24 protein-coding genes are annotated in these 26,868 nt (G+C 41.5%); 18 read left to right on the forward strand and 6 right to left on the reverse strand.

The window, feature by feature from the left end; genetic code table 11:
* The first annotated feature begins 199 nt into the window (after positions 1 to 199).
* On the forward strand, positions 200 to 1,465 hold the full coding sequence (gene tyrS, locus QM454_RS11385; protein ID WP_432358066.1) for a tyrosine--tRNA ligase: 1,266 nt from the start codon (positions 200 to 202) through the stop codon (positions 1,463 to 1,465).
* A gap of 167 nt (positions 1,466 to 1,632) precedes the next feature.
* On the opposite strand, the gene QM454_RS11390 is transcribed toward tyrS, so the two are convergent.
* Positions 1,633 to 2,460: a Ku protein gene (locus tag QM454_RS11390; RefSeq protein WP_432358068.1), complete on the reverse strand. Its 828-nt coding sequence runs from the start codon at positions 2,458 to 2,460 to the stop codon at positions 1,633 to 1,635.
* Between the two features lie 122 nt (positions 2,461 to 2,582).
* Between QM454_RS11390 and QM454_RS11395 the strand changes: the two genes are divergently transcribed.
* Complete coding sequence (locus tag QM454_RS11395) at positions 2,583 to 4,424, forward strand: DNA ligase D (RefSeq protein ID WP_432358071.1); 1,842 nt, start codon at positions 2,583 to 2,585, stop codon at positions 4,422 to 4,424.
* Between the two features lie 49 nt (positions 4,425 to 4,473).
* Here the strand turns inward: QM454_RS11395 and rpsD are convergent, their stop codons facing one another.
* Positions 4,474 to 5,076: a 30S ribosomal protein S4 gene (rpsD, locus tag QM454_RS11400; protein ID WP_432358073.1), complete on the reverse strand. Its 603-nt coding sequence runs from the start codon at positions 5,074 to 5,076 to the stop codon at positions 4,474 to 4,476.
* 345 nt (positions 5,077 to 5,421) lie between these two features.
* Between rpsD and QM454_RS11405 the strand changes: the two genes are divergently transcribed.
* Together QM454_RS11405 and megL are read left to right on the forward strand one after the other, a co-directional pair.
* Complete coding sequence (locus QM454_RS11405) at positions 5,422 to 7,284, forward strand: sensor domain-containing diguanylate cyclase (protein ID WP_432358075.1); 1,863 nt, start codon at positions 5,422 to 5,424, stop codon at positions 7,282 to 7,284.
* Between the two features lie 94 nt (positions 7,285 to 7,378).
* Positions 7,379 to 8,590: a methionine gamma-lyase gene (gene megL / locus QM454_RS11410; RefSeq protein WP_432358078.1), complete on the forward strand. Its 1,212-nt coding sequence runs from the start codon at positions 7,379 to 7,381 to the stop codon at positions 8,588 to 8,590.
* A 93-nt stretch (positions 8,591 to 8,683) separates the two neighbouring features.
* Here the strand turns inward: megL and QM454_RS11415 are convergent, their stop codons facing one another.
* Positions 8,684 to 9,166 carry a GAF domain-containing protein gene (locus QM454_RS11415; protein WP_432358080.1) on the reverse strand — a complete coding sequence of 161 codons (483 nt, stop codon included), beginning with the start codon at positions 9,164 to 9,166 and terminating at the stop codon, positions 8,684 to 8,686.
* A gap of 211 nt (positions 9,167 to 9,377) precedes the next feature.
* On the opposite strand from QM454_RS11415, the gene ezrA reads away from it, so the two are divergent.
* The 11 genes from ezrA (at position 9,378) to QM454_RS11470 (ending at position 21,089) form a co-directional block, all read left to right on the forward strand.
* A complete protein-coding gene (gene ezrA / locus QM454_RS11420; protein WP_432358082.1) occupies positions 9,378 to 11,072 on the forward strand; it encodes a septation ring formation regulator EzrA in 1,695 nt (564 codons plus the stop codon).
* Between the two features lie 91 nt (positions 11,073 to 11,163).
* Entirely contained in the window at positions 11,164 to 12,294 is a 1,131-nt protein-coding gene (locus QM454_RS11425; RefSeq protein ID WP_432358085.1) for a cysteine desulfurase family protein, read from the forward strand.
* Between the two features lie 3 nt (positions 12,295 to 12,297).
* Positions 12,298 to 13,503: a tRNA uracil 4-sulfurtransferase ThiI gene (gene thiI, locus QM454_RS11430; RefSeq protein ID WP_432358088.1), complete on the forward strand. Its 1,206-nt coding sequence runs from the start codon at positions 12,298 to 12,300 to the stop codon at positions 13,501 to 13,503.
* A gap of 82 nt (positions 13,504 to 13,585) precedes the next feature.
* Positions 13,586 to 13,789 (forward strand): small, acid-soluble spore protein, alpha/beta type, encoded by a 204-nt coding sequence (locus tag QM454_RS11435; RefSeq protein ID WP_432358090.1) that lies wholly within the window; start codon positions 13,586 to 13,588, stop codon positions 13,787 to 13,789.
* A 204-nt stretch (positions 13,790 to 13,993) separates the two neighbouring features.
* Positions 13,994 to 15,571 (forward strand): acyl-CoA synthetase MbcS, encoded by a 1,578-nt coding sequence (gene mbcS, locus QM454_RS11440; protein ID WP_432358093.1) that lies wholly within the window; start codon positions 13,994 to 13,996, stop codon positions 15,569 to 15,571.
* Between the two features lie 107 nt (positions 15,572 to 15,678).
* Positions 15,679 to 16,596, forward strand: a complete 918-nt coding sequence (rarD, locus tag QM454_RS11445; protein WP_432358096.1) for an EamA family transporter RarD — start codon at positions 15,679 to 15,681, stop codon at positions 16,594 to 16,596.
* 61 nt (positions 16,597 to 16,657) lie between these two features.
* Entirely contained in the window at positions 16,658 to 17,662 is a 1,005-nt protein-coding gene (sppA, locus tag QM454_RS11450) for a signal peptide peptidase SppA (RefSeq protein WP_432358098.1), read from the forward strand.
* A 14-nt stretch (positions 17,663 to 17,676) separates the two neighbouring features.
* Positions 17,677 to 18,297 (forward strand): RDD family protein, encoded by a 621-nt coding sequence (locus QM454_RS11455; protein ID WP_432358101.1) that lies wholly within the window; start codon positions 17,677 to 17,679, stop codon positions 18,295 to 18,297.
* A 33-nt stretch (positions 18,298 to 18,330) separates the two neighbouring features.
* The gene (gene tpx / locus QM454_RS11460) at positions 18,331 to 18,837 is read left to right on the forward strand and encodes a thiol peroxidase (RefSeq protein WP_432358104.1); all 507 of its coding nucleotides are present in this window, start codon (positions 18,331 to 18,333) and stop codon (positions 18,835 to 18,837) included.
* Between the two features lie 90 nt (positions 18,838 to 18,927).
* On the forward strand, positions 18,928 to 19,842 hold the full coding sequence (locus tag QM454_RS11465; RefSeq protein WP_432358107.1) for a class I SAM-dependent methyltransferase: 915 nt from the start codon (positions 18,928 to 18,930) through the stop codon (positions 19,840 to 19,842).
* Positions 19,843 to 20,045: 203 nt separating this feature from the next.
* Complete coding sequence (locus QM454_RS11470) at positions 20,046 to 21,089, forward strand: threonine aldolase family protein (RefSeq protein WP_432358110.1); 1,044 nt, start codon at positions 20,046 to 20,048, stop codon at positions 21,087 to 21,089.
* A 79-nt stretch (positions 21,090 to 21,168) separates the two neighbouring features.
* On the opposite strand, the gene QM454_RS11475 is transcribed toward QM454_RS11470, so the two are convergent.
* A complete protein-coding gene (locus tag QM454_RS11475) occupies positions 21,169 to 21,618 on the reverse strand; it encodes a universal stress protein (RefSeq protein ID WP_432358113.1) in 450 nt (149 codons plus the stop codon).
* 313 nt (positions 21,619 to 21,931) lie between these two features.
* Here QM454_RS11475 and ald point away from each other — a divergent pair, with 313 nt between their 5' ends.
* Positions 21,932 to 23,047 (forward strand): alanine dehydrogenase, encoded by a 1,116-nt coding sequence (gene ald / locus QM454_RS11480; protein WP_432358116.1) that lies wholly within the window; start codon positions 21,932 to 21,934, stop codon positions 23,045 to 23,047.
* A gap of 42 nt (positions 23,048 to 23,089) precedes the next feature.
* Here the strand turns inward: ald and QM454_RS11485 are convergent, their stop codons facing one another.
* Positions 23,090 to 24,187 carry a M24 family metallopeptidase gene (locus QM454_RS11485; RefSeq protein ID WP_432358118.1) on the reverse strand — a complete coding sequence of 366 codons (1,098 nt, stop codon included), beginning with the start codon at positions 24,185 to 24,187 and terminating at the stop codon, positions 23,090 to 23,092.
* 105 nt (positions 24,188 to 24,292) lie between these two features.
* Between QM454_RS11485 and QM454_RS11490 the strand changes: the two genes are divergently transcribed.
* Entirely contained in the window at positions 24,293 to 24,973 is a 681-nt protein-coding gene (locus QM454_RS11490) for a metal-dependent hydrolase (RefSeq protein ID WP_432358121.1), read from the forward strand.
* A 144-nt stretch (positions 24,974 to 25,117) separates the two neighbouring features.
* A complete protein-coding gene (locus tag QM454_RS11495; protein ID WP_432358123.1) occupies positions 25,118 to 26,425 on the forward strand; it encodes a DRTGG domain-containing protein in 1,308 nt (435 codons plus the stop codon).
* Between the two features lie 35 nt (positions 26,426 to 26,460).
* Here the strand turns inward: QM454_RS11495 and QM454_RS11500 are convergent, their stop codons facing one another.
* Positions 26,461 to 26,781, reverse strand: a complete 321-nt coding sequence (locus QM454_RS11500; RefSeq protein WP_432358126.1) for a YtpI family protein — start codon at positions 26,779 to 26,781, stop codon at positions 26,461 to 26,463.
* Positions 26,782 to 26,868 lie beyond the last annotated feature (87 nt).

Raw genomic sequence — 26,868 nt, forward strand, 5'->3', positions numbered from 1 at the left:
GTTGGTGGAAGCTGTCCGGTACATCGTTTACGAATTACAGCTTTGGAGTGTGACGCGCACGCGGCGATAATGCGTTTTAAGCGGAGAAGTATTTTATTCTCAAGCCGGGTGGTACCGCGTTAGTTAACATGTATCTAACGTCCCTGCATGATTCATTTGAATCGTGCAGGGACTTTTTCAATTTATAGGAGGGGTTACGATGACGAACGGATTGTTGGAGGATTTGAAATGGAGAGGCCTACTATATCAGCAAACTGATGAGGAAGGTCTAGAAAAAGTGTTGAATGAAGAAAAAATTTCTTTATATTGCGGCGTAGATCCGACAGCTGACAGTATGCATATCGGTCATATTGTTCCACTATTAACATTGCGTCGCTTTGCGTTGCATGGCCACCGACCGATTCTTTTAGTCGGTGGTGCGACAGGAATGATCGGTGACCCGTCTTTCCGTGCCGATGAACGCCAGCTTCTAACAGAAGAACAAGTAGAGCAAAATGTGTCTGGACTTCGAAAGCAATTCGAAAGATTATTTGACTTCAATGGCGAAAGTGGAGCAGTTCTCGTCAACAATAACGACTGGGTGGGCAAAATGAGCGCCATTGATTTTCTTCGGGATTACGGTAAGCTGCTAAGCGTCAATTACATGCTTGCTAAGGAGAACGTCTCCTCAAGGCTCGAAACAGGAATTTCATTCACTGAATTCTCGTATATGCTCATTCAAGGACTCGATTTCAACCATTTGTACAATAATTTTGGTTGCCGTGTACAAATCGGGGGTTCCGACCAATGGGGCAATATTACGACCGGTCTAGAAATTATTCGTAAAACACATGAAGAAGAAACGAAGGCGTTCGGTATTACAATCCCGCTCGTTACAAAAGCGGATGGAACGAAATTCGGAAAAACAGCTGGCGGATCAGTGTGGTTGGATGCAACAAAAACATCCCCTTATGAGTTCTACCAATTTTGGATTAATACGGCCGACGCGGACGTTATTAAGTATTTGAAAATCTTTACGTTCTTAGACCGTGAAACGATTGAAGCGCTAGAAGTTTCTGTTCAAGAAGAACCGCATTTACGCAAAGCGCAACTAGCGCTTGCTGAAGAAATGATGCGTCTCATCCACGGTGAGGAAGCGCTCGAGCAGGCAATCCGCATTTCAAAAGCATTGTTCAGTGGAGACTTGAAGGCGTTAACAGTTGGAGAAATGAAAGACGCATTCAAAGACGTGCCGACGTCCGAAATGGAGAAGGTGGATAAAAACATCGTCGACTTCATCGTTGAGGCAGGTATTTCGTCTTCTAAACGTCAAGCTCGTGAAGACGTGACAAACGGTGCCATTTCCTTGAATGGGGAAAGAGTGACGGATTTAGCATATGAAGTTACTGCAGCAGACCGTTTGGATGATGCGTTCACAATCGTGCGTAGAGGGAAGAAAAATTATAAAATGGTGAAATTCATCTAATGCAAAAAGGCCATTCTTAGGAATGGCCTTTTTTTGTGTGGAAAATGGGGAGTCGGTGGTAAAGTCTCGAGAGTCGGTGGTAATGTGACTCGAGTCGGTGAAAAATGCGTTAAAGTCGGTGATAAAGTGTCCCGAATCGGTGATAACCGCTTCTTTCTTATAAAAAATTACGCTTTCATCTTCGCCGCCGCGCGTTTCCGTGGCGCTGGCTTCTTCTTTTTCGTCTTATCGAGCGATGCTTGTAATGCCGCCATTAAGTCGGTTGTATTTGAAGGTGAAATCGCCTTGCTCTCCGTTTTTGTAACGGTTGCATTGCCCGCTTTCTTCTCTTCAATCAATTCCATTAGTGCTGTTCTATACTCGTCCGTATATTTGTCGGGATCGAAAGCGGTCGTTAACTGATCGACTAGTAGAAGCGCAGTGTCGAGTTCTTTTTTCACAACAGTACCTTCATCAGGAATATTCGGGACGTCCTGCACGTTACGAACTTCGTCGGGAAAATGAATCGTTTCCATTAACAAAGCATCTTTATACACCCGGACGACAGCCAGCTGTTCTTTCGAACGGATAATAATTTTGGCAACGCCAATCTTTCCGGAGTCTTTTAACGCTTTCCGTAATAATGCGTATGCCTTGCCACCATTCGTATCAGGTGCCATGAAATAGCTTCTTTCAAAATAAATCGGGTCAATTTCCTCCAACTTGACAAAGTCGATAATCTCAACGGACTTGTCTTCGTTTTCCTTCTTTAACTTTTCAAGTTCTTCATCATCGAGCACGACGAACTTGTTTTTTGTATACTCATACGCTTTTACAATTTCCTCGTTTTTCACTTCTTTATCACAAACCGAGCATACTTTTTGATAGCTAATTGGAGAATTGCACTCTTTATGAAGTTGGCGCAATTTAATGTCATTGTTTTCTGTGGCCGAATGAAGTTTAATCGGAATATTAACGAGACCGAAACTGATGCTACCTTTCCATACCGTATGCAATGCAATCACCTGCTTTTATTTTTAGTATGGAAAACTAACTCATTCCTATGTATACGAAATGCAAACCGTCAAACACTAATAACAAAAGTGCGGTCTATACGTAAAAACTTGGAGCGATATATATGAAGCCGATGTTAATGATGGATGCTAGTGAAATTCCTGTAGGGAAAGGTTGGATCTATGAAACGAAGTACGATGGATTCAGGGCAATTCTGCAATGGAATAAAGAAGGAATTCAGCTCTTTAGCAGAAATGAAAAAAACTTGAATACTATGTTTCCGGAAATTATTGAGGAATGTCGCCGCATTGAACATTTGATAGAGTCATTCCTTCCTATTACATTTGACGGAGAATTGGTCTGTTTACAAAACGAGTACCAAAGTGAGTTTTCTATCGTTCAAACGAGAGGGAGGATGCGAAAAAAAGAAGTGATTGCCCAACATTCGACAAATTTCCCTTGCCAATATATTGTCTTTGATCTGTTGACTTTAAAAGGGGAAGATGCAACTAGCAATACACTTGAAGAGAGAAAATCACAGCTGAGAAAGTGCTTTGAGCAAATCGGACTACCAACCACCGTCCATTATCGTCACGAAAGCTTAATCCAATTAATAGAAACGTTTACGGATGAAAACGAATTGTGGAATCGAGTTCGACTGAACAACGGAGAAGGGATCATTGCTAAGCGAAAGAAAAGTATTTGGAGCAACGAAAAACGGACGAATCAATGGTTGAAAGTGAAAAATTGGCGATTCGTCACAGTTATTATTACGAAGTATGAACAGGTAAATGGATTTTTCACAGGTGCTATTTATAAAGATGGTCAACTATATGACGTAACGACGTTTAAGCATGGAATGTCAGATGAGGAATTTAAGACGCTCCGAGAACTATTTATCAATAATGGACATCAAATCGAGAATGCCGTTTACGAAATAGCGCCATCCATCTGTGCGAATATAAACTGCATTAGCTTCGACGGAAAACATCTTCGCGAGCCTCGCTTTCATTCCTTTCAGTTTGGTATAGACCCTGAAGAGTGCCAATGGCGGCATTTGCTAAGGCAGGTGAACCCGATTCCCGAACACGTCCAAATTACGCATCCTGACAAGCCGGTTTGGCCGAAGGTAGGTTTGGAGAAGGACGACTACTTGCTTTATTTGCAAATGGCGGCATCATTCATGCTTCCATTTCTAAAAGAGCGGCATCTCACACTAATCCGTTACCCCCACGGCGTCCCTGGCGAGAAATTTTATCAGAAAAGCGTTCCTGATTATGCTCCTGATTTTATAAAGACGTCAAGAGATGAGGACATTGACTATATCGTTTGCAATGACATTACGACATTGCTATGGCTAGGCAATCAGCTTGCACTCGAATATCATATTCCATTCCAAACAATCAATACAACAATGCCAACAGAAATCGTCTTTGATTTGGACCCGCCTTCAGTAAAGGAGTTTTCGCTATCCGTAGAAGCTGCAATACGTCTAAAGGCGATATTCGACCAGTTCCAATTGACTTCTTTCGTAAAAACATCCGGCGGCAAAGGGTTGCAATTATATATTCCACTCCCAATCAACACATTTACCTATGATGACACACGTCTCTTCACCAAATTCATCGCCGACTTCCTTTGCGACCAAGAACCCCAATGGTTCACAACTGAACGCCTGAAAAAGAATAGGGGAAACAAACTATACGTAGACTACGTACAACATCACGAAGGAAAAACAATTATCGCTCCTTACTCCCCAAGAGGAAACGAACTCGCAACAGTCGCAACGCCTTTGAATTGGGAAGAGGTAAGTACTGCATTACGACCGGAACAATTTACAATTAACAGTGTAATGGAGCGAATGAAAACGATCGGAGACCCTTTTCGGGAATTTAGGATAGTAGGGGAGGGACAACCATTTGCAGTTGTGCTTGAGCAGTTGAAGGAGTTGCTAGGTGGAAAATAAAAACCCCGGAAATTGCAAATGCAATTCCGGGGTTTTTGTAAGGAAGCGATTAACGAGAGTAGAACTCAACGATAAGAGCTTCGTTAATTTCAGCAGCAAGTTCGCTGCGCTCAGGCATACGTACGAATGTACCGACTTTAGTGTCAGCGTTGAATGTAACGTACTCAGGAACATAGTTGTTCACTTCAAGAGCTTCGTTTACAACATCAAGGTTTTGAGATTTTTCACGAAGTGAGATCTCTTGACCAGGTTTTACGCTGTAAGATGGGATGTCAACGCGTTTACCGTCAACCATGATGTGGCCGTGGTTAACAAGTTGGCGAGCTGCACGACGAGTACGTGCAAGACCCATGCGGTATACGAGGTTGTCAAGGCGAGTTTCAAGAAGTATCATGAAGTTTTCACCGTGTTTACCAGGCATTTTACCAGCTTTGTTGAAAACAGTTTTAAATTGACGTTCGTTCACGCCGAACATGAAACGAAGTTTTTGTTTTTCTTGTAATTGCAATCCGTATTCGGAAAGTTTTTTACGTTGAGTAGGACCGTGTTGTCCTGGTGCGTAAGGGCGTTTTTCGATTTCTTTTCCAGTACCGCTTAGCGAAATGCCAAGACGACGGGAAAGTTTCCAAGATGGACCTGTATAACGAGCCATGAGAGACTCCTCCTCTGTTTTGGTTTTATTTTGTTGTAAAATAAGAACCAGATGTATTCAATCCGTGTGCCATTCTATAATCTTGCATCCTCGCCTCAGCAGCCTCGAGGTTACACGATGCACCTTACTAAAAGGAATAGACTGGACAGCATGGATCATACAACTGCTGCAACTATTTTACACAAGGAACATCATAACAATTATTCAAATGTGAGTCAAGCTCTTTCCATTACACGTCAAACTATACGTGAAGAATCGATTCAAAAACTATTATTCATAGGTTTTTTGTATTAGAATATGGAATAGGTATAAAATACGATGGACGTAAAACGAGGGTGATGGCAAATGAACGATCATGAATTGACGTTATATGAAGTGAAATGTGCCATGTTTGATTTATTATCAAGTCTAAACGAAGAAAATTCTTTGGAAGACAAACTCCAAAAGTCCAAAGAGATTTTCATGGACCACTTCGAAATTAAAGATGCGGAAATATTGCTGTACGACAATAATCGTTTTGCACCGTTGTTTAATCGTGGGACGGTGCGGAAAGAATGTGCGCCACTCCACGAAACGTATACGAAAGACCATCCGATCTTCAATGTATCATTCATGTCGCATGCTTCCGATAGGGAGTATGAGTTCGCTGACGATTCGCTCATCATTAGGGATACCGATCTTGCGCCCCTTGCAGCGTTCCTATTTAAAGCAAGTGAGAAATGGCATGCATTTGCCTTGACGCCCCACTTAAAAGAATTGAAAAAAGTGTTTGGCACATTCATTAGCCAAGCCGTACAACTGTATCAGCTTTCGGAGAAAGAGAAAACGTATCGTAATCTATTTGAAGTAGCTGAGCTTTTCAATTCTACGATGGAGAGCGATGTTATTCTTGAAGGGCTAATCGAGGCGGTAGCTGAATTGTTTCCGGCTTACGACGTCAATCTGCTCCTTTCGAATGAACAAAAAGGAAAATCGAACGAATACCGATTGTTTGACTATGCGAATGAAAGGGCGTCTGCTGTCGATGCGTTCCTTTCGGGCGAATTAACGATAGAAAATGCTTTGGACATTTCGAGCAGCTTAATGAATGCGCCAATTCGTGGAAGGCAAGGAATTTATGGTGTCTTACAAATTACGGCTCCACAAAATACGGAATACACAGTAACGCAGAAAAGTTTTATTCGATCGATTGCGAATGCTGCAGGTAGCGCACTTGAAAATGCTAGTCTATACGACCAATCCTATCGACTCGTCGATGATTTGCGTCTAGTGAATGAAGCGTCAAGAAAATTGAACAGCAATTTAGAACTTGACGAGATGATCGCGTTTCTGAAAGACCAATTCCTAAAAGCATTCCGTCCGGATGAGATGGCATTTGTGTATTATGGAGACGATTGTAGTAGCTATACAATTTCCCGGTCAAGCACAGATTTCTTCTTTAGTGATGCGGCGAAAAAATATATTGATTCAGTTTCAGCCCGCTTCAGCAAAGGAGAAGAAGCGGTTTTTGATGCAAATTCAAAGATAAACTGTAATGATGGACATCGGTTCAAATCACTTGTTGCTCTTCCAATAAGTAACGGTGGTGAAATGATAGGGTTCGTTATTCTTTTACACGAGGAAGAATACTTTTTCTCATTTGATAGTTTCAAGTTAATGCGTTCACTAATAAGCCATTCTTCGCTCGCAATCTCAAATATTATGCTTCGCGATCAATTACAGGAACTTGTCGATAAAGATTATCTGACAAAACTATTCACTCGTTCGTATTTAGATGAAGTTGTCACCTCTTCGATGGAAAAGGGAGAATCTTGTATCTTCCTGTTGATGGATGTTGATGATTTCAAATTGGTAAATGATACTTACGGGCATACGACAGGAGACTCGGTATTGCAGCAAATCTCGAGTTTCATCTTATCATTAGTGGATGGATGGGGAATTGCAAGCAGATGGGGAGGCGAAGAAATCGCAATTTTCATTCCGTCTGCAACAGTTAACGACGGTGTCAATTTAGCACGGAGGCTTGTAGAAGGAATTCCTGAAATGACAGACCCGAAAGTAACCGTTTCCATAGGAGTGAGCGGTTGGACTGTTGAAGATGGAAAATCATATAAGGAACTCTTCCAATCAACAGACCAAGCGCTATATTATGCGAAAAATCATGGAAAAAACCAGTTCATCCTTCACGGAGTAGCTTCGGCGAAATAATTCGCTGAAGTTGCTCTTTTTCTTTTTCGGAAAAGAGAGTAAAATGAAAATAAGGAATGTAAGTGCTTACAAAAAACTGAAGGGCGGAATGGGAATGAAAAAACGGACACTTCATCAAGACACGCTTGTAATCCACGAAGGCTATGATGATACGGAGCATCATGGCAGTTTAGCGGTGCCACTCTATCAGACTTCAACATTTTCTTTTGATAATGCAGTTCAAGGGGAAAAGCGTTTTTCGGGGGAGGAAGCAGGCAATATTTACTCAAGGCTCGGCAACCCGACTGTACGCATACTTGAAGAAAGAATTGCGGCACTTGAAAAAGGGGAAGATGCTTTGGCCTTTGGCTCCGGAATGGCGGCCGTTAGCTCCATCCTTGTCCATTTGACGAAGGCAGGGGACCATATTATTTGTTCTAGGGGAATCTATGGCTGTACGTTTGGATTACTTGGTATTATGCAAGAGAAATATAATATTACTCATAGTTTGATTAGCATGGTGACAGAGGAAGAAATTGAAAATGCGATAACACCGAAAACAGTGTGTATATATGTTGAAACACCGATCAATCCGACAATGGAATTAGTTGACTTGCAAATGGTTTGCAAAGTAGCACGGAAGCATGGATTAGTTGTCGTTGTCGACAATACGTTCACATCTCCATATTTACAAAACCCAATCGATTACGGTGCAGATTTCGTGCTGCATAGCGCAACGAAATACATTAACGGCCATGGAGATGTCATCGCAGGACTGCTCGTAGGAAAAGATACCGAAGAAATGAAAAAGCTGAAAATGACAGTTCAAAAGGACTATGGGGCAATTATGTCTCCGTTCGACGCATGGCTGCTCATCCGCGGATTGAAGACGTTACCTGTCAGGATGGAAAGGCATACGGAAAACACCGAAAAAATCTTTTCTTATTTAAAAGGTCAGCAACTTGTCGAAGACATTTATTATCCGTACGATCAAAGTAATCCGCAGTATGAAATTGCGAAACGCCAAATGAAAGCTGGCGGCGGGCTCATTTCGTTTACAGTGAAAGGCGGAAAGCGAAGCGCCCAAACGTTCATGGATAGCCTTTCTCTAATCAAAATCGCTGTTAGTCTAGGCGATGCTGAAACGCTCATTCAACATCCAGCTACAATGACACATTCAGGCGTACCGGCAGCGGATCGATTGCAAATGGGTATAACAGATTCGCTGCTCCGTCTATCTATCGGACTCGAACACGCAGACGATCTCATTGCTGACTTAAATGCAGCATTCATTGCCCTTGAAAAAAATCAGTCGACACATGCGTAATTCATATAACTACACAAAAAGGAACCGATAAAGGAATTGCGATACTCTCCTTTACCGGTTTTTTATTGAAGATTTTCGTATTAACTACCTTACTTAAATATGCTCAACAAGTACTTTCACGAATTGTTCAAGTCCTTCTTTATCGTCTTCATTGAAACGATCGTACTCTGGACTGTCGATGTCAAGAACACCAAGCACTTCCCCATCTTTAATTAACGGAACGACAATTTCAGAACGTGATGCAGCATCGCAGACGATATGTCCAGGGAACTGATTAACGTCCGGAACGAGAATCGTCTCTTTCTTCTGTGCTGAAGTACCACATACACCTTTACCAAGTGGAATTCGTATACAAGCAGGCAATCCTTGGAACGGACCAAGCACAAGCTCATTCTCCCCATCCATTAAATAAAAGCCGACCCAATTAATTCGGTCGAAAAATTGATTGAGCAAAGCCGAGGCGTTGCTCAAGTTTGCATAGCGGTTGCTCTCTCCGGAAAGCAACGCATCAAGCTGTTTTGTCAATTGCCCGTACTTCTCCTTCGGGTTATTCGAATAATTAGTTGCAGTAAACAAAAAAAGCACCCCCTGAATATAGTCTTCTCCAGTATACGTTCCTCATAGAAATTCGACAAATTTCACGTGATTTATCCAAGAAAACGCAATTCCCCCTATAATTCGTTCATTTTCACACGAAAATGCTTTAAACATGTTAGTATATAAGATAATATTGTTATAACTAGTGGTTAACAGTTCATTTTAGTGACTTCGGAATAGGGGGATCACAATGGTGAAATATTTCATCATTCCAATTATTGTTCTACTTGTACTTATTACCATCGCCTTTTTATTCAGGCGTAAACATATTAGTGAAATCAATAAACTGGAACATGAAAAGATGCAAATTCAAAACAAGCCAATTTTTGAAGAGATGATGAAGGTCAAACAATTGAATATGACAGGTGAAACAGAAGAAAAGTTTGAGCGGTGGCGCAATGAATGGACAGAAGTCGTTGACGTCCATATGCCAGCAATCGATTCATTGTTATTCGATGCGGAAGATCTTGTTGATCGGTTCCGTTTCAAAAAAGCGACAGCGGCTGAAAAAGAGATTCAAGAAAAAATTCGCCAATGTGATAAAAGGAAAAATGAAATATTGCAAGAGCTCAATGAGTTAATCGGTAGCGAGGAAAAGAACAGGATTGAAATTGAGAATCTTCGTGAGCAATATCGATTAGCTAGGAAAACCATTTTAGCTCATCAACACTCATTTGGAATGGCTGTCGGTCCTTTGGAAAAAGAACTCGAATCTTTCACTCCAAAATTTGAAGAATACGAAGAGTTGACATTAAATGGGAACTATTTGCTGGCACGTGAAATCGTTATTTCCCTTACTGCAAAAGGAGAGAGGCTGTCAATGCTTATCAATGAAATTCCAACGCTGCTGACGGAACTTCAAAATAAGATGCCTGCCTCCATTCGAGAATTACGCAACGGAATAAAAGAGATGGAGGACCAATCGTATAATTTGGCCCATCTAGATTTGCTGAAGCAATTGGATGAAATTGAAGAAGGGATCGGCGAACAATTGTCGAGGTTGGCCGAACTTGATATCGAAACAGTACGGAATAATGTAATGGAAATGAATGACCGGATGGATGCTTTCTATGATTCATTGGAAAATGAAGTGAATGCGAAGCATTACGTCGATTATCATTTTACTGACATCGAGGCATCGCTTGAAGCCATCATTCAGCTTACGAGAGAAACGTCCGATGAAGCTGTCTATGTCCAGCAGAGTTATCGTCTCGATGAAAAAGAAGCGAAATTGCCTCAATCTGGATTGAAGAAGTTAGAAGTGATTCAAAGTCGTCATGAGACACTGAAAATGATGATGGAGGAAGATGGAACCGCCTATTCCTACTTACAAGCGGAACTTAAGTCAATAGCTGACGAACTCGAGGAAATTGCGGAGGAACAAGAAAGCCTTGCGAATCGGATGAAAAATCTTCGAATCGATGAAAATAACGTTAGAAACAAACTGAATGACCTTGCACGTGAACTGCAAAATGCTGATCGGAAGCTGCAAAAAGGGAATATCCCCGGCATTCCCGATGAAATGGATGCCCGGCTTGAGGAAGCAGAGGAGCAACTTTACCTCGTAAGTCAAAGCTTACAGGAAGTTCCATTGAATATGACGGTTGCCGAAAGCTATTTGGCGAACGCCGAAGCCGCAGTGAAAGATGTGAATGCGAAAGTCGATGAGCTTCTCGAAAATGTCATGCTTATTGAACGGATCATTCAATATGGAAATCGCTACCGAGCGTCGAATCCGGAAATGCACGAAAGATTGCTTGATGCTGAAGAGTCATTTATGCAATTCCGCTATACGAAAGCGCTAGAAGAGGCGGCTACAGCAGTAGAAGCGATTGAACCGGGCGCAATGAAGCGAATTGAAGAGATGTTGAAAGAACAAGTTTAAAGTGGGTTGACAGTTACGAGCCACCGGCATACTAAGTGCGGGTGGCTTTGTTACGTAAACGAAGACAAACCAACAAGAAAGGGAAATTGAAATGATATATTTTGATAACAGCTCAACGACACAGCCAGATGAAAGTGTCCTCGAATCTTTCATGGCTGCAAATAGAAAATATTACGCGAATCCCGCTTCGCTGCACGTTTTTGGAAGGGAAGCGGAAGCTTTATTACAACGTTCAAAAGAACAGATGCTTTTGCTTGTAAATAATGAAAGTGGAGAAGTCGTACTTACATCGGGAGGGACAGAAGCAAATAATTTGGCTTTAATTGGTCTTGCTGAAGCTTACCGGTCAAAAGGCAGCCATATTATTACGACACAAATCGAACATCCTTCCATATTGAACGCGTGTCGTGAATTGGAGGAAAACGGATTTAACGTCGATTATTTGACGGTCGATTCCCAAGGTCTCATTTCATTGGAGGAATTGGAGAGTAAGCTAAAAAAGGAAACGATTCTTGTCAGTATTATGCATGTTAATAACGAAATCGGTACAATTCAGCCAATCGAGCAATGTGCAAAATTGATTAAAAAAAATAGCCGAGCAATTTTTCATTCGGATTGTGTTCAAAGTTTCGGAAAGTTGCCTGTCAAAATGGACTCTTTAGGTTTAGATGCGATTACTATTTCTGCGCATAAAGTAAATGGATTGAAAAATTCTGGTGCTTTAATTTTGAAAAAAGGTGTTACACCGAACGCTATCAATTTTGGTGGCGGTCAGGAAAAAGGAGTTCGAAGTGGTACCGTTTCCGTTCCGAATTCTGTTGCGATGGCAAGGGCGATGAGAATTAATTCTGTTGCCGACGAACGGACTGATTTTCGGGAGTGGCGCAATTTGTTAATGGAAGCATGTCGCCAGTATGAAAATATCCAAGTCCTATCGCCGGATTATGGTGCTCCGCATATTTTATCAATTGCATTTAAATCGATAAATGGGGAAGTCGCCGTTAATTATTTTCAAGAAAAAGGTATTATTATTTCGACGTCAAGCGCTTGCTCATCCAAAAATAAAAGTGCTGGACATGTCGTTGAAGCAATCGGTTTGGAGAATAAATTTAAAAACGGTGTCATCCGTGTTAGTTTCGGCAACACTAATACAAAAAAACAAGTAGATGAATTTATAAACGTACTAAAAAGCTTCATGGAATTAATCGAGAGGGGAATTTGACTTATGAAATGGAAAGAAATTTTAATTCGTTATGGAGAACTTTCTTTGAAAGGAAGGAATCGCAATCATTTTGTACGTAAATTGAAAAGCAATATTAAAAACGCTATGCGCGATTTAAAATCTATTCAACTGCGTGCTGAGCGGGATCGTATGTTTTTACTTGCGGATGACGAGTCAGATATGACCGAGGCGATTGAACGTCTGCCACATATTTTTGGTATCCAGTCATTCAGCCCTGTCGCGATGTGTGAAGCTAATCTCGATGCGATTAAACAGAAGGCACTCGAAGTAGTCGGAACTGAAGATGTGGCAGGTAAAACATTTAAAGTAGAAATTAAACGAGCGGACAAAACATTTCCATATGTTACTGCTGAACTACAACAGCTAATTGGTGGACATGTATTGCATCATTTCCCCGACCTAACGGTTCAAATGAAAAAGCCGGATATTTTGTTACATGTCGACATTCGAAAAGAAGGGGCCTTTCTTACATCTAAAGTGTATAAAGGTGCAGGCGGTATGCCAGTCGGTTCGAATGGACTTTCCTTGCTTATGCTTTCAGGAGGAATCGATAGTCCTGTTGCGGGATACCTTCTTATGAAACGTGGTGTGTCGATCGATGCTATCCACTTTGCAAGCCCGCCGTTTACGAGTGAATTGGCAAAACGGAAAGTGATGGATTTGACCGAAAAACTGTGTTCATTTGGCTCAACAGTTCGCTTGCATGTCATTCCTTTTACAGAGCTGCAACAAGCAATTGTTCAACAAGTCCCTGACAATTTAACGATGACGACAACGAGAAGACTAATGCTTCAAATCGCCGATAAAGTGCGCGAAGAAATCGGCGCATTGGCAATTGTTACTGGAGAGAGCCTTGGTCAGGTAGCGAGTCAAACGCTTGATAGCTTAACTGCCATTAATGAAGTGACAACTACACCAATTCTCCGTCCGTTAATTGCAATGGATAAATTGGACATTATCGATTTGTCTCAGCAGATCGGAACGTATGATATTTCAATAAGACCATATGAGGATTGCTGTACAATCTTTACCCCAAGTAATCCAAAAACAAAACCGAAACTTGAGAAGGTCCGTCATTTCGAAAGCTTTTTTGATTTTGAACCGTTTATTGAAGAAGCGGTGAGAAATAGAGAGGTCATTGAAGTTTGGCAGCAGCAGGAGAAGGATGCATTTGAAGATCTTCTTTAAGTGAGGCAATAATTACCACGGCACCTCCCGCATGAATTTCCGGAATCGGTTCATTCTAAATGCACAAGGAGGTGACAACGACATGCCAAACAACAACAGCTCAAACCAACTTCTAGTTCCAGGAGTACAACAAGCTCTTGATCAAATGAAAAACGAAATTGCATCAGAATTTGGTGTACAACTTGGACCGGACTCCACATCGCGTGCCAACGGATCCGTCGGCGGAGAAATTACTAAGCGATTAGTGCGTCAAGCCCAACAACAAATGAAGGGTTACCAACAATAACGAATGCTTGAAAGCTGTCCCGGATTTCCGGGGCAGTTTTTCTTTATTTCATTACAACACAGTCTGTACTTTAAAATATAGTTTATTCAAAAATATTGAAGGGAATGTGAATATGTTTTGAACCTTCATTGAACATGTTGTTATGCTTTGAATAATAAATAAAACACTTGTATAATTACTCCATACTAAAAAGGGGGAAAGTGGATGAATCGTGAACAATTACTTGCACCGGAAAACTATAATCTAATTTCTGAATTTGAAAAGTACGCGACTGGCAAAGGCGAGCGTGCACTTATCTATGTCAATTCCAATGGATACGAAAAGGAAATCACATACGATGAATTAATGGCTAGTGCGAATAAAGCAGCGAATGTATTTACTGAAAACGGCTTGGGAAAAGGGGATGTTATCCTCGTCATGGTACCCAGGACGATTGATGCTTATATAACGTATATTGGAGCATTGAAAGCGGGAATCGTTGTCATTCCGAGCTCTGAAATGCTTCGTGCCTCTGATATCGAATATCGACTGGAGCATAGTCAGGCGAAAGCGATTGTCGCTTTCGATGCTTTCATGGATCAGTTCGATGCCGTTACTAATTTACAAGATGTTCAATTGTATGTAATTGGAGAATCGCGTGAGGGCTGGAAATCATTGCCTCGTTTAATGGAAACGGCCTCATCGAATTTTGAAGCCCCTACAACTAAGAGTGATGATATGGCATTTTTGTCGTACACATCGGGAACGACGGGCAAACCGAAAGGAGTCGTTCATACGCATGCATGGGCATTTGCGCATTTGCGAACTGCGGGGCCGAATTGGCTAGGTATTGAAGAAGGGGATGTCGTTTGGGCGACAGCAGCGCCGGGATGGCAAAAATGGATTTGGTCACCTTTCCTTTCGGTACTAGGCAGTGGAGCGATAGGTCTTATCTACGATGGCAAGTTCGATGTGAAAACATATTTAAATTTAATTAATAAGTATTCTGTAAATGTGCTATGTTGTACACCTACAGAATATCGATTTATGGCAAAGGCCGAAAATTTACAGGACTATAATCTATCCTCCCTTCGCAGTGCGGTGTCTGCGGGCGAGCCTTTAAATCGGGAAGTAATCGATATTTTCGAGAAGACATTCAATCTTGCAGTGCGGGATGGTTACGGTCAAACCGAAAATACACTTCTTGTCGGGACGATGTTAGGGATGGAAGCAAGGCCTGGCTCGATGGGTAAACCGACACCGGGGAACCGTGTAGATATTATCGATGAGGAAGGCGAGCCAGTAGCTGCTGGAGAAGTAGGTGACATTGCTGTCCACATTTCCACTCCGGCCCTCTTCAAAGAGTATTTGAATGATCCTGAAAGGACAAAAATGCAATTCAGAGGCGAATATTATGTCACTGGGGATCGGGCACGACTTGATGAAGATGGATACTTCTGGTTCGAAGGCCGGGGCGATGATATTATTATTAGCTCGGGGTATACGATCGGACCATTTGAAGTCGAAGATGCATTGACGAAACATCCTGCAGTACGCGAGTGTGCGGTCGTCGGCAGTCCCGATGAAGTGCGTGGAAACGTCGTCAAAGCATTCGTCGTCTTGCGTAATCCCGAAATGGAGCAACAGGAAGAACATCTCGTCCAAGAGTTACAAGAGCATGTGAAAACGTTAACGGCTCCTTATAAATATCCACGGAAAATTGAATTCGTGAAGGAATTGCCAAAGACTGCTTCAGGCAAAATTATGCGCGTTGAATTGCGGAAGTTAGAGCAAAATAAGTAATCATTTCAGACCGTCCTATGCTGTAAAGGCTAGGGCGGTTTTTCTCGATGGGTTTACGAACGGTTTTGGAAGGACTATAATTGTCCTATTCGAAAGGAGGGTGCTGAATGCAGTCTGAAAAGAGTGGTATTCTATGGGTCGTCGGAGCCTTTCTATTTTGGGGGATCATGCCGATTTATTGGAAGCATCTTGAACACGTCCAAAGTGAAGAGATTTTAGCGGGTCGAATTATGTGGGCATTCGTTTCCACAGTCGTAGTTGTTTTACTAATTAAAAATGGAAAACAGCTTATTGAAGACATCCGGGAGTTATGGAAGAGCCAGTCGCAATTTTGGAGCCTCTTTATCGCAACCGTATTAATTACGGCTAATTGGTTCACGTACATATGGGCGGTCAATCATGATTACATAGTGCAAACGAGTCTAGGCTATTACATGAATCCTCTTGTATCCGTCTTACTCGGCATTTTCTTTTTAAAGGAGAAGCTTTCGTCCTCGCAAAAGATTGCTTTCCTACTTGCCTTTGCAGGAGTCCTCATTTTAACCGTTTCCTATGGGAAATTTCCATGGATTGCTTTATGTCTTGCCATTACATTCGCGGTTTACGGATTCATAAAGAAAAACATAAAATTGGATGCCCTTCGAGGATTGGCAATCGAGACATTATTCATTACGCCATTTGCAATCGGTTTTTACATCTTCTTATTCATGAAAGGGCAAGCTGTCTTTTTACATATGGATGTTAAAACAGATATCCTTCTTATTTTCACTGGCGTCGCAACCGCACTTCCGCTCGTCATGTACGCAAAAGGTGTACAAATGATCCCGTTATATGTGGCAGGGTTCATTCAGTATATTGCACCGACGATGATGTTGTTCATTGGTGTAGTCGTCTATAAGGAATCGTTCGGAGGGATTGAACTGTTATCATTTTCATTAATATGGGCGGCACTTCTATTGTTCACAGTTTCAAAAATATATCATTCGGTTTCAACAAAAAGAAGAGTACATGAAACTTCCAAGTAAAATGAAACATTTGCAAGCTTTAAACGTATACAATGGTGGATAGAGAAGGGGGAATTACAAAATGGCAATGAAACGATGGATAGCAATCATCGTAGCTGCGGTGCTTATTTTTATTTCAATAGGCATTAACTCACTTTCGTATTTGTTTACGAGGGATTTCAGTGGCTTCATGGAGGAGCTGACTGCAAGAAGCTCTGGTTATAGCGAAGTAGTCATCGAACAAGGAAGAGGCAGAGATCGAATAGCTGTCCTCAAATTAGATGGTGTCATCCAGGACGTCGGTAGTTCCTTGTTTGCATCGGGTATTTACAACCACCAATTATTCATGTCACAACTGGATGCTGTTTTGAATGATGAAACGGTGAAAGGTGTTGTCCTGTCTGTGAACACACCAGGCGGTGGAGTAGTGGAGTCATCGGATATTTATGATTCCATTCGAGCGATTCAACTCGAAAGGGAAATTCCTGTTTACGTAGCAATGGGCGGACTCGCCGCATCCGGTGGTTATTACGTATCTGCGCCGGCAGAAAAAATCTTCGTACACCCTGAAACGATTACTGGTTCCATTGGGGTTATTATGGAAAGCGTCAATTATGCGAAACTCGCTGAAAAGTATGGAATTGATTTTAATACGATTAAAACAGGTCCTTACAAGGATATAATGAGTGGCTCGCGTGAAATGACCGAGGAAGAACATAATATGCTTCAGGAAATGATTAATGATTCGTACGAGCGATTTGTTGCAATTGTTGCAGAAGGTCGCAACATGTCAACAGAACAAGTGAAAAAAGTGGCGGATGGCCGCATTATGAACGGCAGACAGGCAATTGAATCTGGCCTTGCTGACGATTACGGCAAAATGGGTGATGTCATCGATGCATTGAAAACTGATTACGAACTAGAAAACGCAACAGTCTTTGAATACTCGCCGATGGGTAGCTTACTCTCCATTTACGGAGTACAGGTTGGCAATCTATTCGGACGCAATATTGAGTCTGAACTGATTGGCAAATTGCTTTCCGACTATGATGCACCACGAATGATGTACTTGTATGGTGAAAAATAAGGAGGGGATACGGCATGACAGATCACACTATAGATAATCAGCCGATGAAAGATGCTCCCGAGCCTGCAGGCAATGATTCGAGCCGTCCAATACTTGAGCCGAATCGCCTCCCCGAATATGAAACCATTAAAACGGAGCGATTCATACCGAAATTTGCCGGCTTTTGGACACGTTTTTGGGCTTATATCATTGACTTAATCATCGTTTCATCGATAAGTGGAATATTTATTAAGCCGGTTTTCAGGATTTTAGACGTGAAAATATCTAATCCATCATTTCTTTTATTCAGTCCCTACAAAGTCACGCTCCTCATTCTATTTCTCGGTTATTTCGCCTTCATGACGAAAGTTGCCGGACAGACGGTTGGTAAAATGATTTTGGGAATAAAAGTCGTTCGACAAGATGGTGGAAATTTGACTTGGGGAACGGTTCTTTTTAGGGAAGTGATTGGCCGTTTCATTTCAAAACTCCTTACGATTCCTTATTTGCTCGTCATCTTTATGCCGAAGAAGGAAGCGTTACACGACCTTTTCGCAGACACATATGTTATCCATGAACAATCGTTTGTAAGGGAAGTTGTAGAGATGAGGCAGGAACGCGAGGGTGAAGAGTTGCACGCTGGAACAATTGTTTAGTAGAATGAACTGAAATGATAAGGAGGCGTCTTCATGGTAAATGTCACTTTTAAACAAAATCCGGTCACATTGCTCGGAAAAGAAGTAACAGTAGGCGATAAAGCTCCACATTTCTCAGTACTATCTAATAATTTACAACCAGTTACGCTAAACGATTCAAAAGGGAAAATCCGACTCATTAGTGTCGTTCCATCGATTGATACTGGCGTTTGTTCAGAACAGACACGGAAATTCAGCCAAGAAGCAACATCGCTCGGAGATGATGTAGAAGTGTTAACAATTTCCGTCGACCTTCCATTTGCACAAGCGAGATGGGGTGCATCGGAAGGAGTCAGCAACGTCCAGACATTATCGGATCATCGTGACCTTTCATTCGGGGAAGCTTATGGCGTCGTCATGAAAGAGTTTCGACTGTTAGCACGCTCTATCTTTGTCGTCGACAAGGATGATACTGTCACATACGTTGAGTATGTAAGTGAAGGGACAGACCACCCGGATTATGAAAAGGCAATTGCAGCTGTAAAAGAATTGATAAACTAAATTGACTGGCCCACTCGGTGACGGGTGGGCCACATTACCGTTATAGATGGTTGTGTTGAAAAGGCATATTTTGGATTAGAGGGATACTACATGGTAACAAATACAGAACAGATCTTTACATTTTTAAATGAATACGCAGAGTCTAAAAAGGATGACTTATACTTAGAAGCAGTGATTGAGGCTTGTCATGAATGGCTCTCAGGGGAAACGATGCCCCGCTTGACTCCAACTGTCACAAAAGAGGAAATCCGAAGAGGAATCCAGCTTGCTGTCCTTAAAGGAATGAAAGCGCAAGCCCAGCCAAATCATCAGATGACGCCGGATGCACTCGGAATGCTCATTGGACATTTTGCCAACAAGCTAATGCAACAGAAAGAGCAGGTGACTATACTTGATCCAGCGGCGGGAACGGGCAACTTGTTATTCACTGTCATGAATACAATCGGAGATAAAGCTACAGCGACTTCTGTAGAAATTGATGAACTATTAGTTAGATTGTCTGCAGTCACGGCTGATCTTCTCGAACAACCTGTCCATTTCTTTATTCAGGATGCGTTGCGACCTTTGCTAGTCGATCCTGTTGACTTAGTCGTATGTGATCTTCCAGTCGGCTATTATCCAGATGATGAAAATGCGATTAACTTTGAAATGATGCCTGCGGAAGGACACGCGTTTTCTCATCATCTGTTCATCGAAAAATCGATGGATCACTTACAAGAAGGCGGATACGCAATATTCTTAACGCCAGCAACCCTATTTGAGTCTGATCAATCAGCGGAACTTCACCGTTACTTGAAAAAGAATGCGGTTATCCGGGCAGTCCTTCAATTACCTGCGACTTTATTCAGAAGTGCTGCGCACGAGAAGAGCATCTTTATCTTGCAAAAGCCATACGCTGAAATGAAAGCGACGCCGGATGTGCTGCTTACAAAAGTACCGAATATGTCGGATAAGCTAGCGATGTCACGCTTCCTTGAACAGATTGATGACTGGATCAATGAATAATTACTAATTCTGTTATTATTTATATAATCAACTTAACCCCTTTGAATCCGTGCGAGGATTCAAAGGGTTTTTTGTGCTGTTCATTTATTTACGACAACTTTATATGCAAAATGCTATACTTGAAAAACAAACTTTGTTGATTTCATTTATTGAATTTGAGCTTGTTGAAATATAGAAGAAATTAGAAAGGGCAGGGACTTTGAATGATACGTTTTGAAAATGATTATGCAGAAGGTGCTCATAAGCGAATTTTGGAACGACTAATGGAAACTAATGAAGAGCAAACACCTGGGTATGGTATGGATGAATATTGTGAAAAGGCTAGAACATCTATTAGAAAAGCGTGTCATGTAGAGAATGCAGATATACATTTCTTAGTTGGAGGAACACAAACAAATACTACGATTATCTCTTCCATATTGCGCCCGCATCAAGGTGCAGTTTCTGCAACTACGGGCCATATTGCTGTACATGAAACGGGAGCAATTGAAGCCACTGGCCATAAAGTACTTACTTTGCCGAGTGATGATGGAAAAATTAAAGCAGAACAAGTTAAAGAATTATATGATGCTCATTGGAATGATGATGCTCATGAACATACGGTTCAGCCAGGATTAGTTTATATTTCCCACCCTACCGAAAATGGGACGACTTACAGTAAATCCGAACTGGAGGAATTAAGCAAAGTTTGCCGAGAATGTGGGTTACCTTTAATGTTGGATGGCGCTCGATTAGGGTATGGTCTCGTTTCAAAAGACAATGATTTATCATTGGCAGATATTGCTAGACTTTGTGATGTGTTTTATATCGGTGGAACGAAAATAGGAGCATTGTTTGGTGAAGCCGTAGTCATTATTAATGATGACCTGAAAAAAGATTTTCGGTATTTGATCAAACAAAGAGGGGGATTGCTCGCTAAGGGAAGATTATTAGGTATCCAGTTTGAAACGTTGTTTGAAGATGGCTTGTACTATGAAATTTCTAAACATGCCGTAGAAATGGCGATGTTAATTCGAGAGACGTTTGTTAAAAAAGGCTATTCATTACGATATGATTCCAATACAAATCAACAGTTTCCCATTTTGCCGAATGATGTAGTAGCAAAATTGGGCAAAAAGTATTCATTTTCCTTCTGGGAAAAAGTCGATGCTACTCAAAGTGTTGTAAGATTTTGTACGAGTTGGGCAACAAAAAAGGAAAATGTTGAAATGCTGATAAATGATATTAAGAAATTAGAATATAGATAAAGAATAACTTCTGTAGGCAAACATAATGTTTGTCAGCAATATGAAAGAACCTGCCCATCTACAGGGCAGGTTCTTCTTCTCAAACTTCTTCCGGAGTGCGTACGACAAGTACGTCGCAAGCTGCTGAACGGACAATATTCTCGGACACGCTGCCGATTAGGAAACGCTCCACTTTGTTCAAGCCAGTTGCACCGCAAATGATCAGATCCGCTTCAAGCTTCTTCGACAAGTCACGAGAAATCATCGTTTTCGGTGAGCCGTATTCAACAACAATATTTACGTTCTTTAAGCCAGCTGCTTCTGCCTCTTGCTTATATTCCGTTAGTAGCTCCTCAGCAAATTTATGAGCCCGTTCGGCGATGGATCGATCATACGTTTCGACAGCTGCATATGAACGTGTATCGATGATGTTCACTAAATTCAAAGTCGCGTCATTTCGCTCTGCGATACCCATCGCTTTTTTGAATGCCCATCTCGATTCCTTCGATCCGTCTACAGCAACTATGATTTGATTGTATTTCAATACCATACCAATCACTCCATCCTATAGATTATTATTTACATTTACTAAATTCGATAAAACTTCTGAAAAACCTTTTTACTCTCTAAGAAAATCAAACTAAAACTGACGGAATTTGGCGAATATGTGACAACTTGTATAGTTTTACTCCTTTTCTTTTCAATTCCTAATATAAAGTAGACCTAAGATTAATTAGTTGAAAATTTGTATATTATCTTTATAGAGCAAATTCTTTTTAATTCTGATAGAATTGTTAGTACATGGTCTTGTCGAACTGTCGATTTGTGGCCAATTAATTTTATGGAAAATGGGAGGATTAGAAATGCGTATTGGGATTCCAAAAGAAGTGAAGAATAATGAAAATCGAGTGGCGATGACACCTGCGGGTGCATACAACTTGAAGTCAGCAGGACATGAAGTGCTTATTGAGACGGGTGCCGGGCTTGGTTCTAGTTTTACTGATGAGGACTATATCGAAGCGGGTGCAACAATTGTAGCAACTGCGAAAGAAGCATGGGATGTAGACATGGTCATGAAAGTAAAAGAACCGCTTGCTTCGGAATATGGATATTTCCGTGAAGGGCTTATCTTATTCACCTATTTGCACCTTGCTCCAGAATTGGAATTGACAAAAGCTATGCTAGATAGCAAAGTTATCGGTATTGCTTATGAAACTGTGCAAGTGAACAATTCCTTACCGTTACTCGCTCCGATGAGCGAAGTGGCTGGACGTATGGCGACACAAATTGGTGCGCAATATCTTGAAAAGACAAACGGTGGAAAAGGAATTCTATTATCAGGAGTCCCAGGCGTTTCACGAGGAAAAGTGACAGTGATCGGCGGTGGACAAGCGGGAACGAACGCAGCGAAAGTTGCAGTCGGCATGGGTGCGAAAGTGACTGTGCTTGATTTGTCAGTAGAACGTCTTCGCCAGTTGGACGAAATGTTCGGCAATGACATCGAGACACTTGTTTCCAATCCGTTTAATATTGCTGAGTCAGTTAAAGACTCGGATCTCGTTATCGGTTGTGTTTTAATTCCGGGGGCTAGAGCGCCGAAATTGGTTTCTGAAGAAATGGTAAAATCGATGAAGCCGGGATCGGTTCTTGTTGATATCGCAATCGACCAAGGTGGAATTTTTGCAACATCCGACCGTGTGACGACTCATGATAATCCGACTTATGAGAAACATGGTATTGTCCACTATGCAGTTGCCAATATGCCAGGAGCAGTTCCACGCACGTCGACAATGGCATTGACGAACGTAACAGTTCCGTATGCATTGCAAATTGCAAACAAAGGCTATAAGCAAGCTTGCTTGGATAATGTAGCATTGCAAAAAGGCATTAACACTTTAGAAGGTCATGTAACATACAAAGCTGTTGCAGATGCGCAAGGCTTGGAGTATGTACCAGTTGAAGCATTATTGAATAAATAATGAAAACGCTGTCCGAAACGAATCGGACAGCGTTTTTTATGTTCATGGCTTGATGATCTGAAGTTCTTTCGGGAATTTCGTAAGTACTTCCACTCCGTCAGACGTGACGACTACATCATCTTCGATACGTACGCCAGTAATATCTGGATGATAAATACCTGGCTCAACAGTGAAGACCATTCCTTCTTCAAGTTCCATTTCATTCGTACCTGTAATTGAAGGGAATTCATGGACAGAAATGCCGAGTCCGTGACCGAGGCGATGGGTGAAATACTCACCGTATCCTGCTGCCGTAATGACATCTCTCGCAGCTTTATCCAAATCGCGTGCTTTCACGCCAGGACGAATCATGTCAATTGCCGTCTGCTCGGCTTTTTTGACCGTCTCATAAATTTCACGCTGTTTTTCGGAAGGCTCGCCGAATGCGACTGTTCTCGTAATATCTGAACAATATCCTTCGTACACGACTCCGAGGTCAAATAGGATGAAATCACCTTTCTGGATTTTACGGTCTCCTGGCGTTCCATGGGGAGAAGCAGTTTTCGGTCCGGACAATACCATCGTATCGAATGCCATCTTTTCCGCGCCTTTTTTCTTCATTTCAAACTCAATTGCCATGAGAATTTCCAGCTCGGTTTTGCCTTCAGCAATTTCCTTACAGCCTACTTCGACTGCGTAATCCGCTAGCTCCGCGGCTTTGCGCATTTTGTTAAGCTCTTCTTCGCTTTTAACATTTCTCATTTTGTTCAATTGCTCATCGATACGGGGGAATGCGGATCCTTCAAAAAGGTCCTCCATTCGCTCTAATCGTTCCACCGTTAAATGCGATTTTTCAATTGCGATGTGCTTCAAAGAAACGCCTCTTTTTTGCGTTGCAGCTGCAAGCACTTCCCATGCATCTTCCGTGTCTTGGTGTCCGACCGCCTCGAATGTCCATCCCGATGCTTTTAAGTCAGGCACTTCCATGAGAGGACAAATGACGAATGGTTCTGCTTCTTTAAAAATCATGACACCGAGCAGCCTTTCATGTGGTTCACTGCGGAAACCAGAAACGTAAAAAACATTGTCCGGAGTTGTAATGAACGCTGCATCTACGTTATTTTCCTGCAAGTAGCTTTTAATTTCATTAATTTTATCCAAACTTATCCCTCCTATATCAACACAATCACTATTTTATCAAAAAAGAGGGTTTTCAGGTTAAATATCGAAGTATGTATGTATGAACAGATTTGGAGGGATTTACAAATGAAGATTTCTTATCACGGACATTCTGTCGTGAAAATTGAAACTGAAGGAAAAACATTATTAATCGATCCGTTCATTACTGGAAATGAATTAACGGACTTGGATGCATCGGAGCAAACTCCTGATGTCATTTTACTAACACATGGCCATAACGATCATGTCGGAGATACATTTGGCATAGCGAAACGATGCAACCCGCTTATCGTCGCGCCGAATGAACTAGCCGTCTATTTAGGTTTGCAAAATCTAACTACCCATGGGATGAATATTGGAGGTTCTCATACATTCGATTTTGGAACAGTAAAATATACGCAAGCGTTCCATAGCTCTTCCTATATGACCGATCAAAATGAAATCATTTATACTGGAATGCCTGCAGGGATTTTGTTCACTGCTGAAGGGAAGACGATTTACCATGCCGGAGATACATCCCTTTTCGGGGATATGGCGTTAATTGGGAAACGTCATTCTATCGATGTCGCATTTTTACCGATTGGCGATAATTTTACAATGGGTCCGGAAGATGCCGCAGTTGCTGTTGAACTACTCAATCCGAAGCTTGTCGTTCCTATCCATTACGATACATTCCCGCCGATTCGACAAAACCCTCAAACGTTTAAGGATCTTGTCACTTCTCATGAAGTAAAGATTATGAAGGCTGGGGATTTACTAGAAATTTAAACAATCCGATCCGGACAGCAAAAGTGCCGGATCGTTTTTTATTCCACAGGGGTTAAATTAATTTTTCACCTCGAATCCCGCAAACACTATTCTTTCCAATCTATGATAAAATAGAGGCAGGTAAAAAGAGAAAAAGGTGAAATGATGTCGACAAAACATGAGCTGATATTACGCTATATTGAAGGATTGGAAGTTGGCGAAAAAATTTCTGTCCGCCAAGTTGCCAAGGCCTTATCCGTCAGTGAAGGAACGGCATACAGGGCAATAAAAGAAGCTGAAAACCAAAAGCTTGTCAATACGATTGAACGTGTTGGTACAATTCGCATTGAAAAGAAGAAAAAAGAGAATATTGAAAGGCTAACATTTGCCGAAGTCGTCAATATCGTAGATGGGGTCGTTTTAGGAGGGCGGGATGGACTTCATAAAACATTGACCAAGTTTGTCATTGGTGCGATGCAAATCGATGATATGAAACGGTATATAGATGCAGGGAGTTTATTAATCGTTGGAAACAGGCTCAGAGCTCACGAGTTCGCGTTAAACGCCGGGGCGGCGGTTCTTGTTACAGGAGGATTCGATGTTGCTGATGAAGCGAAAAAACTGGCCAACAAATTGAATTTGCCAATTATTTCATCGAGTTACGATACATTTACGGTTGCAACGATGTTAAACCGTGCAATTTATGATCAATTAATTGAAAAAGAAATACTACTAGTGGAAGATATTTTGACGCCGCTAGCCGAAACAATTACATTTTCACCTAAGGATAGCGTGGCTTATTTCAACGAAGTGAATCGGGAAACAGCGCACTCAGGCTATCCGGTCATCGATCGGAACAATAAATTAATTGGGATTGTCACTTCTCGTGATGCAGTCGGAAAGCCAAAGACAGACTTAATCGAGAAAGTGATGACCCAGCATCCGATTACTGTAAATGGGAAAACGAGTGTCGCTTCCGCGGGGCATAGTATGATTTGGGAAGGTATCGATTTAATGCCCGTTGTAAACGATAGTGGAATTTTAGATGGGATTATTAGTCGGCAAGATGTTCTGAAGGCATTTCAGATGACACAAAGGCAACCTCAGCAAGGGGAGAAAATTGACGATATTGTAAAAAGTCAAATGAAAGCCGTGTCCGACCAGCCGCAAAACGTCGAATTTACCGTCGTTCCTCAAATGACAAACCAATTAGGATCACTCTCATATGGAGCGATGACGACATTATTAACAGACGTTGGAAATCGTGCGATTAAAATGCACAAGCGTGGAGAAAGTGTCCCTGAAAATATGACAATCTACTTTATTAAACATGTCCAACTCGGCAGCACTGTAACTGTAGAACCTAGAATTCTTCATATGAGCCGAAGATTTGTAAAAGTAGACTTTGATTTATTCTCGGATTCTGAACTTATTGCAAAAGCGATGGTCATGTATCAGCTTTTCGAAAGATGACAGATGGAATGAAAAAACTGATGCGGTAATTCGCATCAGTTTTCGTTCAACTTTGTCTCTTCATCGATAAATTGTTTATAATGCTTTGCCGCTTTGTAATTATAGAAAATGATATAGGCGCCGAGTACGATAAATAGACTCGAAACGACATATGTTGCAACTCCTTCGAATAGGAGAAGCTGATTTAATCCGAAGAAGAATAGGAGTCCACCTAGAAATGACCCAGCTTTACTCGCAAAAAACTTTTTCCGGATTGGGAACACTTGACGAGTTCTGAATTGACGGGTCTTAAAATAAAAATAGTAGACACCTGACGCAATAATAAGAAAGACAAGTACTAGATTGAGTGTTTTCATAAAAGTGCCTCCATCAAAGAACTTCTTTCATTGTAACGACTTTTTAGGCAGAATGCGATAGAAATCATTGAAAAATGGAGGAATTGG

Origin of the sequence: Sporosarcina sp. UB5 (assembly GCF_050859005.1) — a bacterium.
GTDB lineage: Bacteria > Bacillota > Bacilli > Bacillales_A > Planococcaceae > Sporosarcina.

What these genes read in the sequence shown, in the direction of transcription:
- QM454_RS11490 (WP_432358121.1), top strand. Translation starts at nt 24,293, where the DNA reads ATGAAGATTTCTTATCACGGACATTCTGTCGTGAAAATTGAAACTGAA.
- ezrA (WP_432358082.1), top strand. Translation starts at nt 9,378, where the DNA reads ATGGTGAAATATTTCATCATTCCAATTATTGTTCTACTTGTACTTATT.
- QM454_RS11425 (WP_432358085.1), top strand. Translation starts at nt 11,164, where the DNA reads ATGATATATTTTGATAACAGCTCAACGACACAGCCAGATGAAAGTGTC.
- QM454_RS11395 (WP_432358071.1), top strand. Translation starts at nt 2,583, where the DNA reads ATGAAGCCGATGTTAATGATGGATGCTAGTGAAATTCCTGTAGGGAAA.
- QM454_RS11405 (WP_432358075.1), top strand. Translation starts at nt 5,422, where the DNA reads ATGAACGATCATGAATTGACGTTATATGAAGTGAAATGTGCCATGTTT.
- tyrS (WP_432358066.1), top strand. Translation starts at nt 200, where the DNA reads ATGACGAACGGATTGTTGGAGGATTTGAAATGGAGAGGCCTACTATAT.
- thiI (WP_432358088.1), top strand. Translation starts at nt 12,298, where the DNA reads ATGAAATGGAAAGAAATTTTAATTCGTTATGGAGAACTTTCTTTGAAA.
- megL (WP_432358078.1), top strand. Translation starts at nt 7,379, where the DNA reads ATGAAAAAACGGACACTTCATCAAGACACGCTTGTAATCCACGAAGGC.
- QM454_RS11475 (WP_432358113.1), bottom strand. Translation starts at nt 21,618, where the DNA reads ATGGTATTGAAATACAATCAAATCATAGTTGCTGTAGACGGATCGAAG.
- QM454_RS11470 (WP_432358110.1), top strand. Translation starts at nt 20,046, where the DNA reads ATGATACGTTTTGAAAATGATTATGCAGAAGGTGCTCATAAGCGAATT.
- QM454_RS11465 (WP_432358107.1), top strand. Translation starts at nt 18,928, where the DNA reads ATGGTAACAAATACAGAACAGATCTTTACATTTTTAAATGAATACGCA.
- QM454_RS11495 (WP_432358123.1), top strand. Translation starts at nt 25,118, where the DNA reads ATGTCGACAAAACATGAGCTGATATTACGCTATATTGAAGGATTGGAA.
- tpx (WP_432358104.1), top strand. Translation starts at nt 18,331, where the DNA reads ATGGTAAATGTCACTTTTAAACAAAATCCGGTCACATTGCTCGGAAAA.
- rpsD (WP_432358073.1), bottom strand. Translation starts at nt 5,076, where the DNA reads ATGGCTCGTTATACAGGTCCATCTTGGAAACTTTCCCGTCGTCTTGGC.
- QM454_RS11500 (WP_432358126.1), bottom strand. Translation starts at nt 26,781, where the DNA reads ATGAAAACACTCAATCTAGTACTTGTCTTTCTTATTATTGCGTCAGGT.
- QM454_RS11435 (WP_432358090.1), top strand. Translation starts at nt 13,586, where the DNA reads ATGCCAAACAACAACAGCTCAAACCAACTTCTAGTTCCAGGAGTACAA.
- sppA (WP_432358098.1), top strand. Translation starts at nt 16,658, where the DNA reads ATGGCAATGAAACGATGGATAGCAATCATCGTAGCTGCGGTGCTTATT.
- rarD (WP_432358096.1), top strand. Translation starts at nt 15,679, where the DNA reads ATGCAGTCTGAAAAGAGTGGTATTCTATGGGTCGTCGGAGCCTTTCTA.
- mbcS (WP_432358093.1), top strand. Translation starts at nt 13,994, where the DNA reads ATGAATCGTGAACAATTACTTGCACCGGAAAACTATAATCTAATTTCT.
- ald (WP_432358116.1), top strand. Translation starts at nt 21,932, where the DNA reads ATGCGTATTGGGATTCCAAAAGAAGTGAAGAATAATGAAAATCGAGTG.
- QM454_RS11455 (WP_432358101.1), top strand. Translation starts at nt 17,677, where the DNA reads ATGACAGATCACACTATAGATAATCAGCCGATGAAAGATGCTCCCGAG.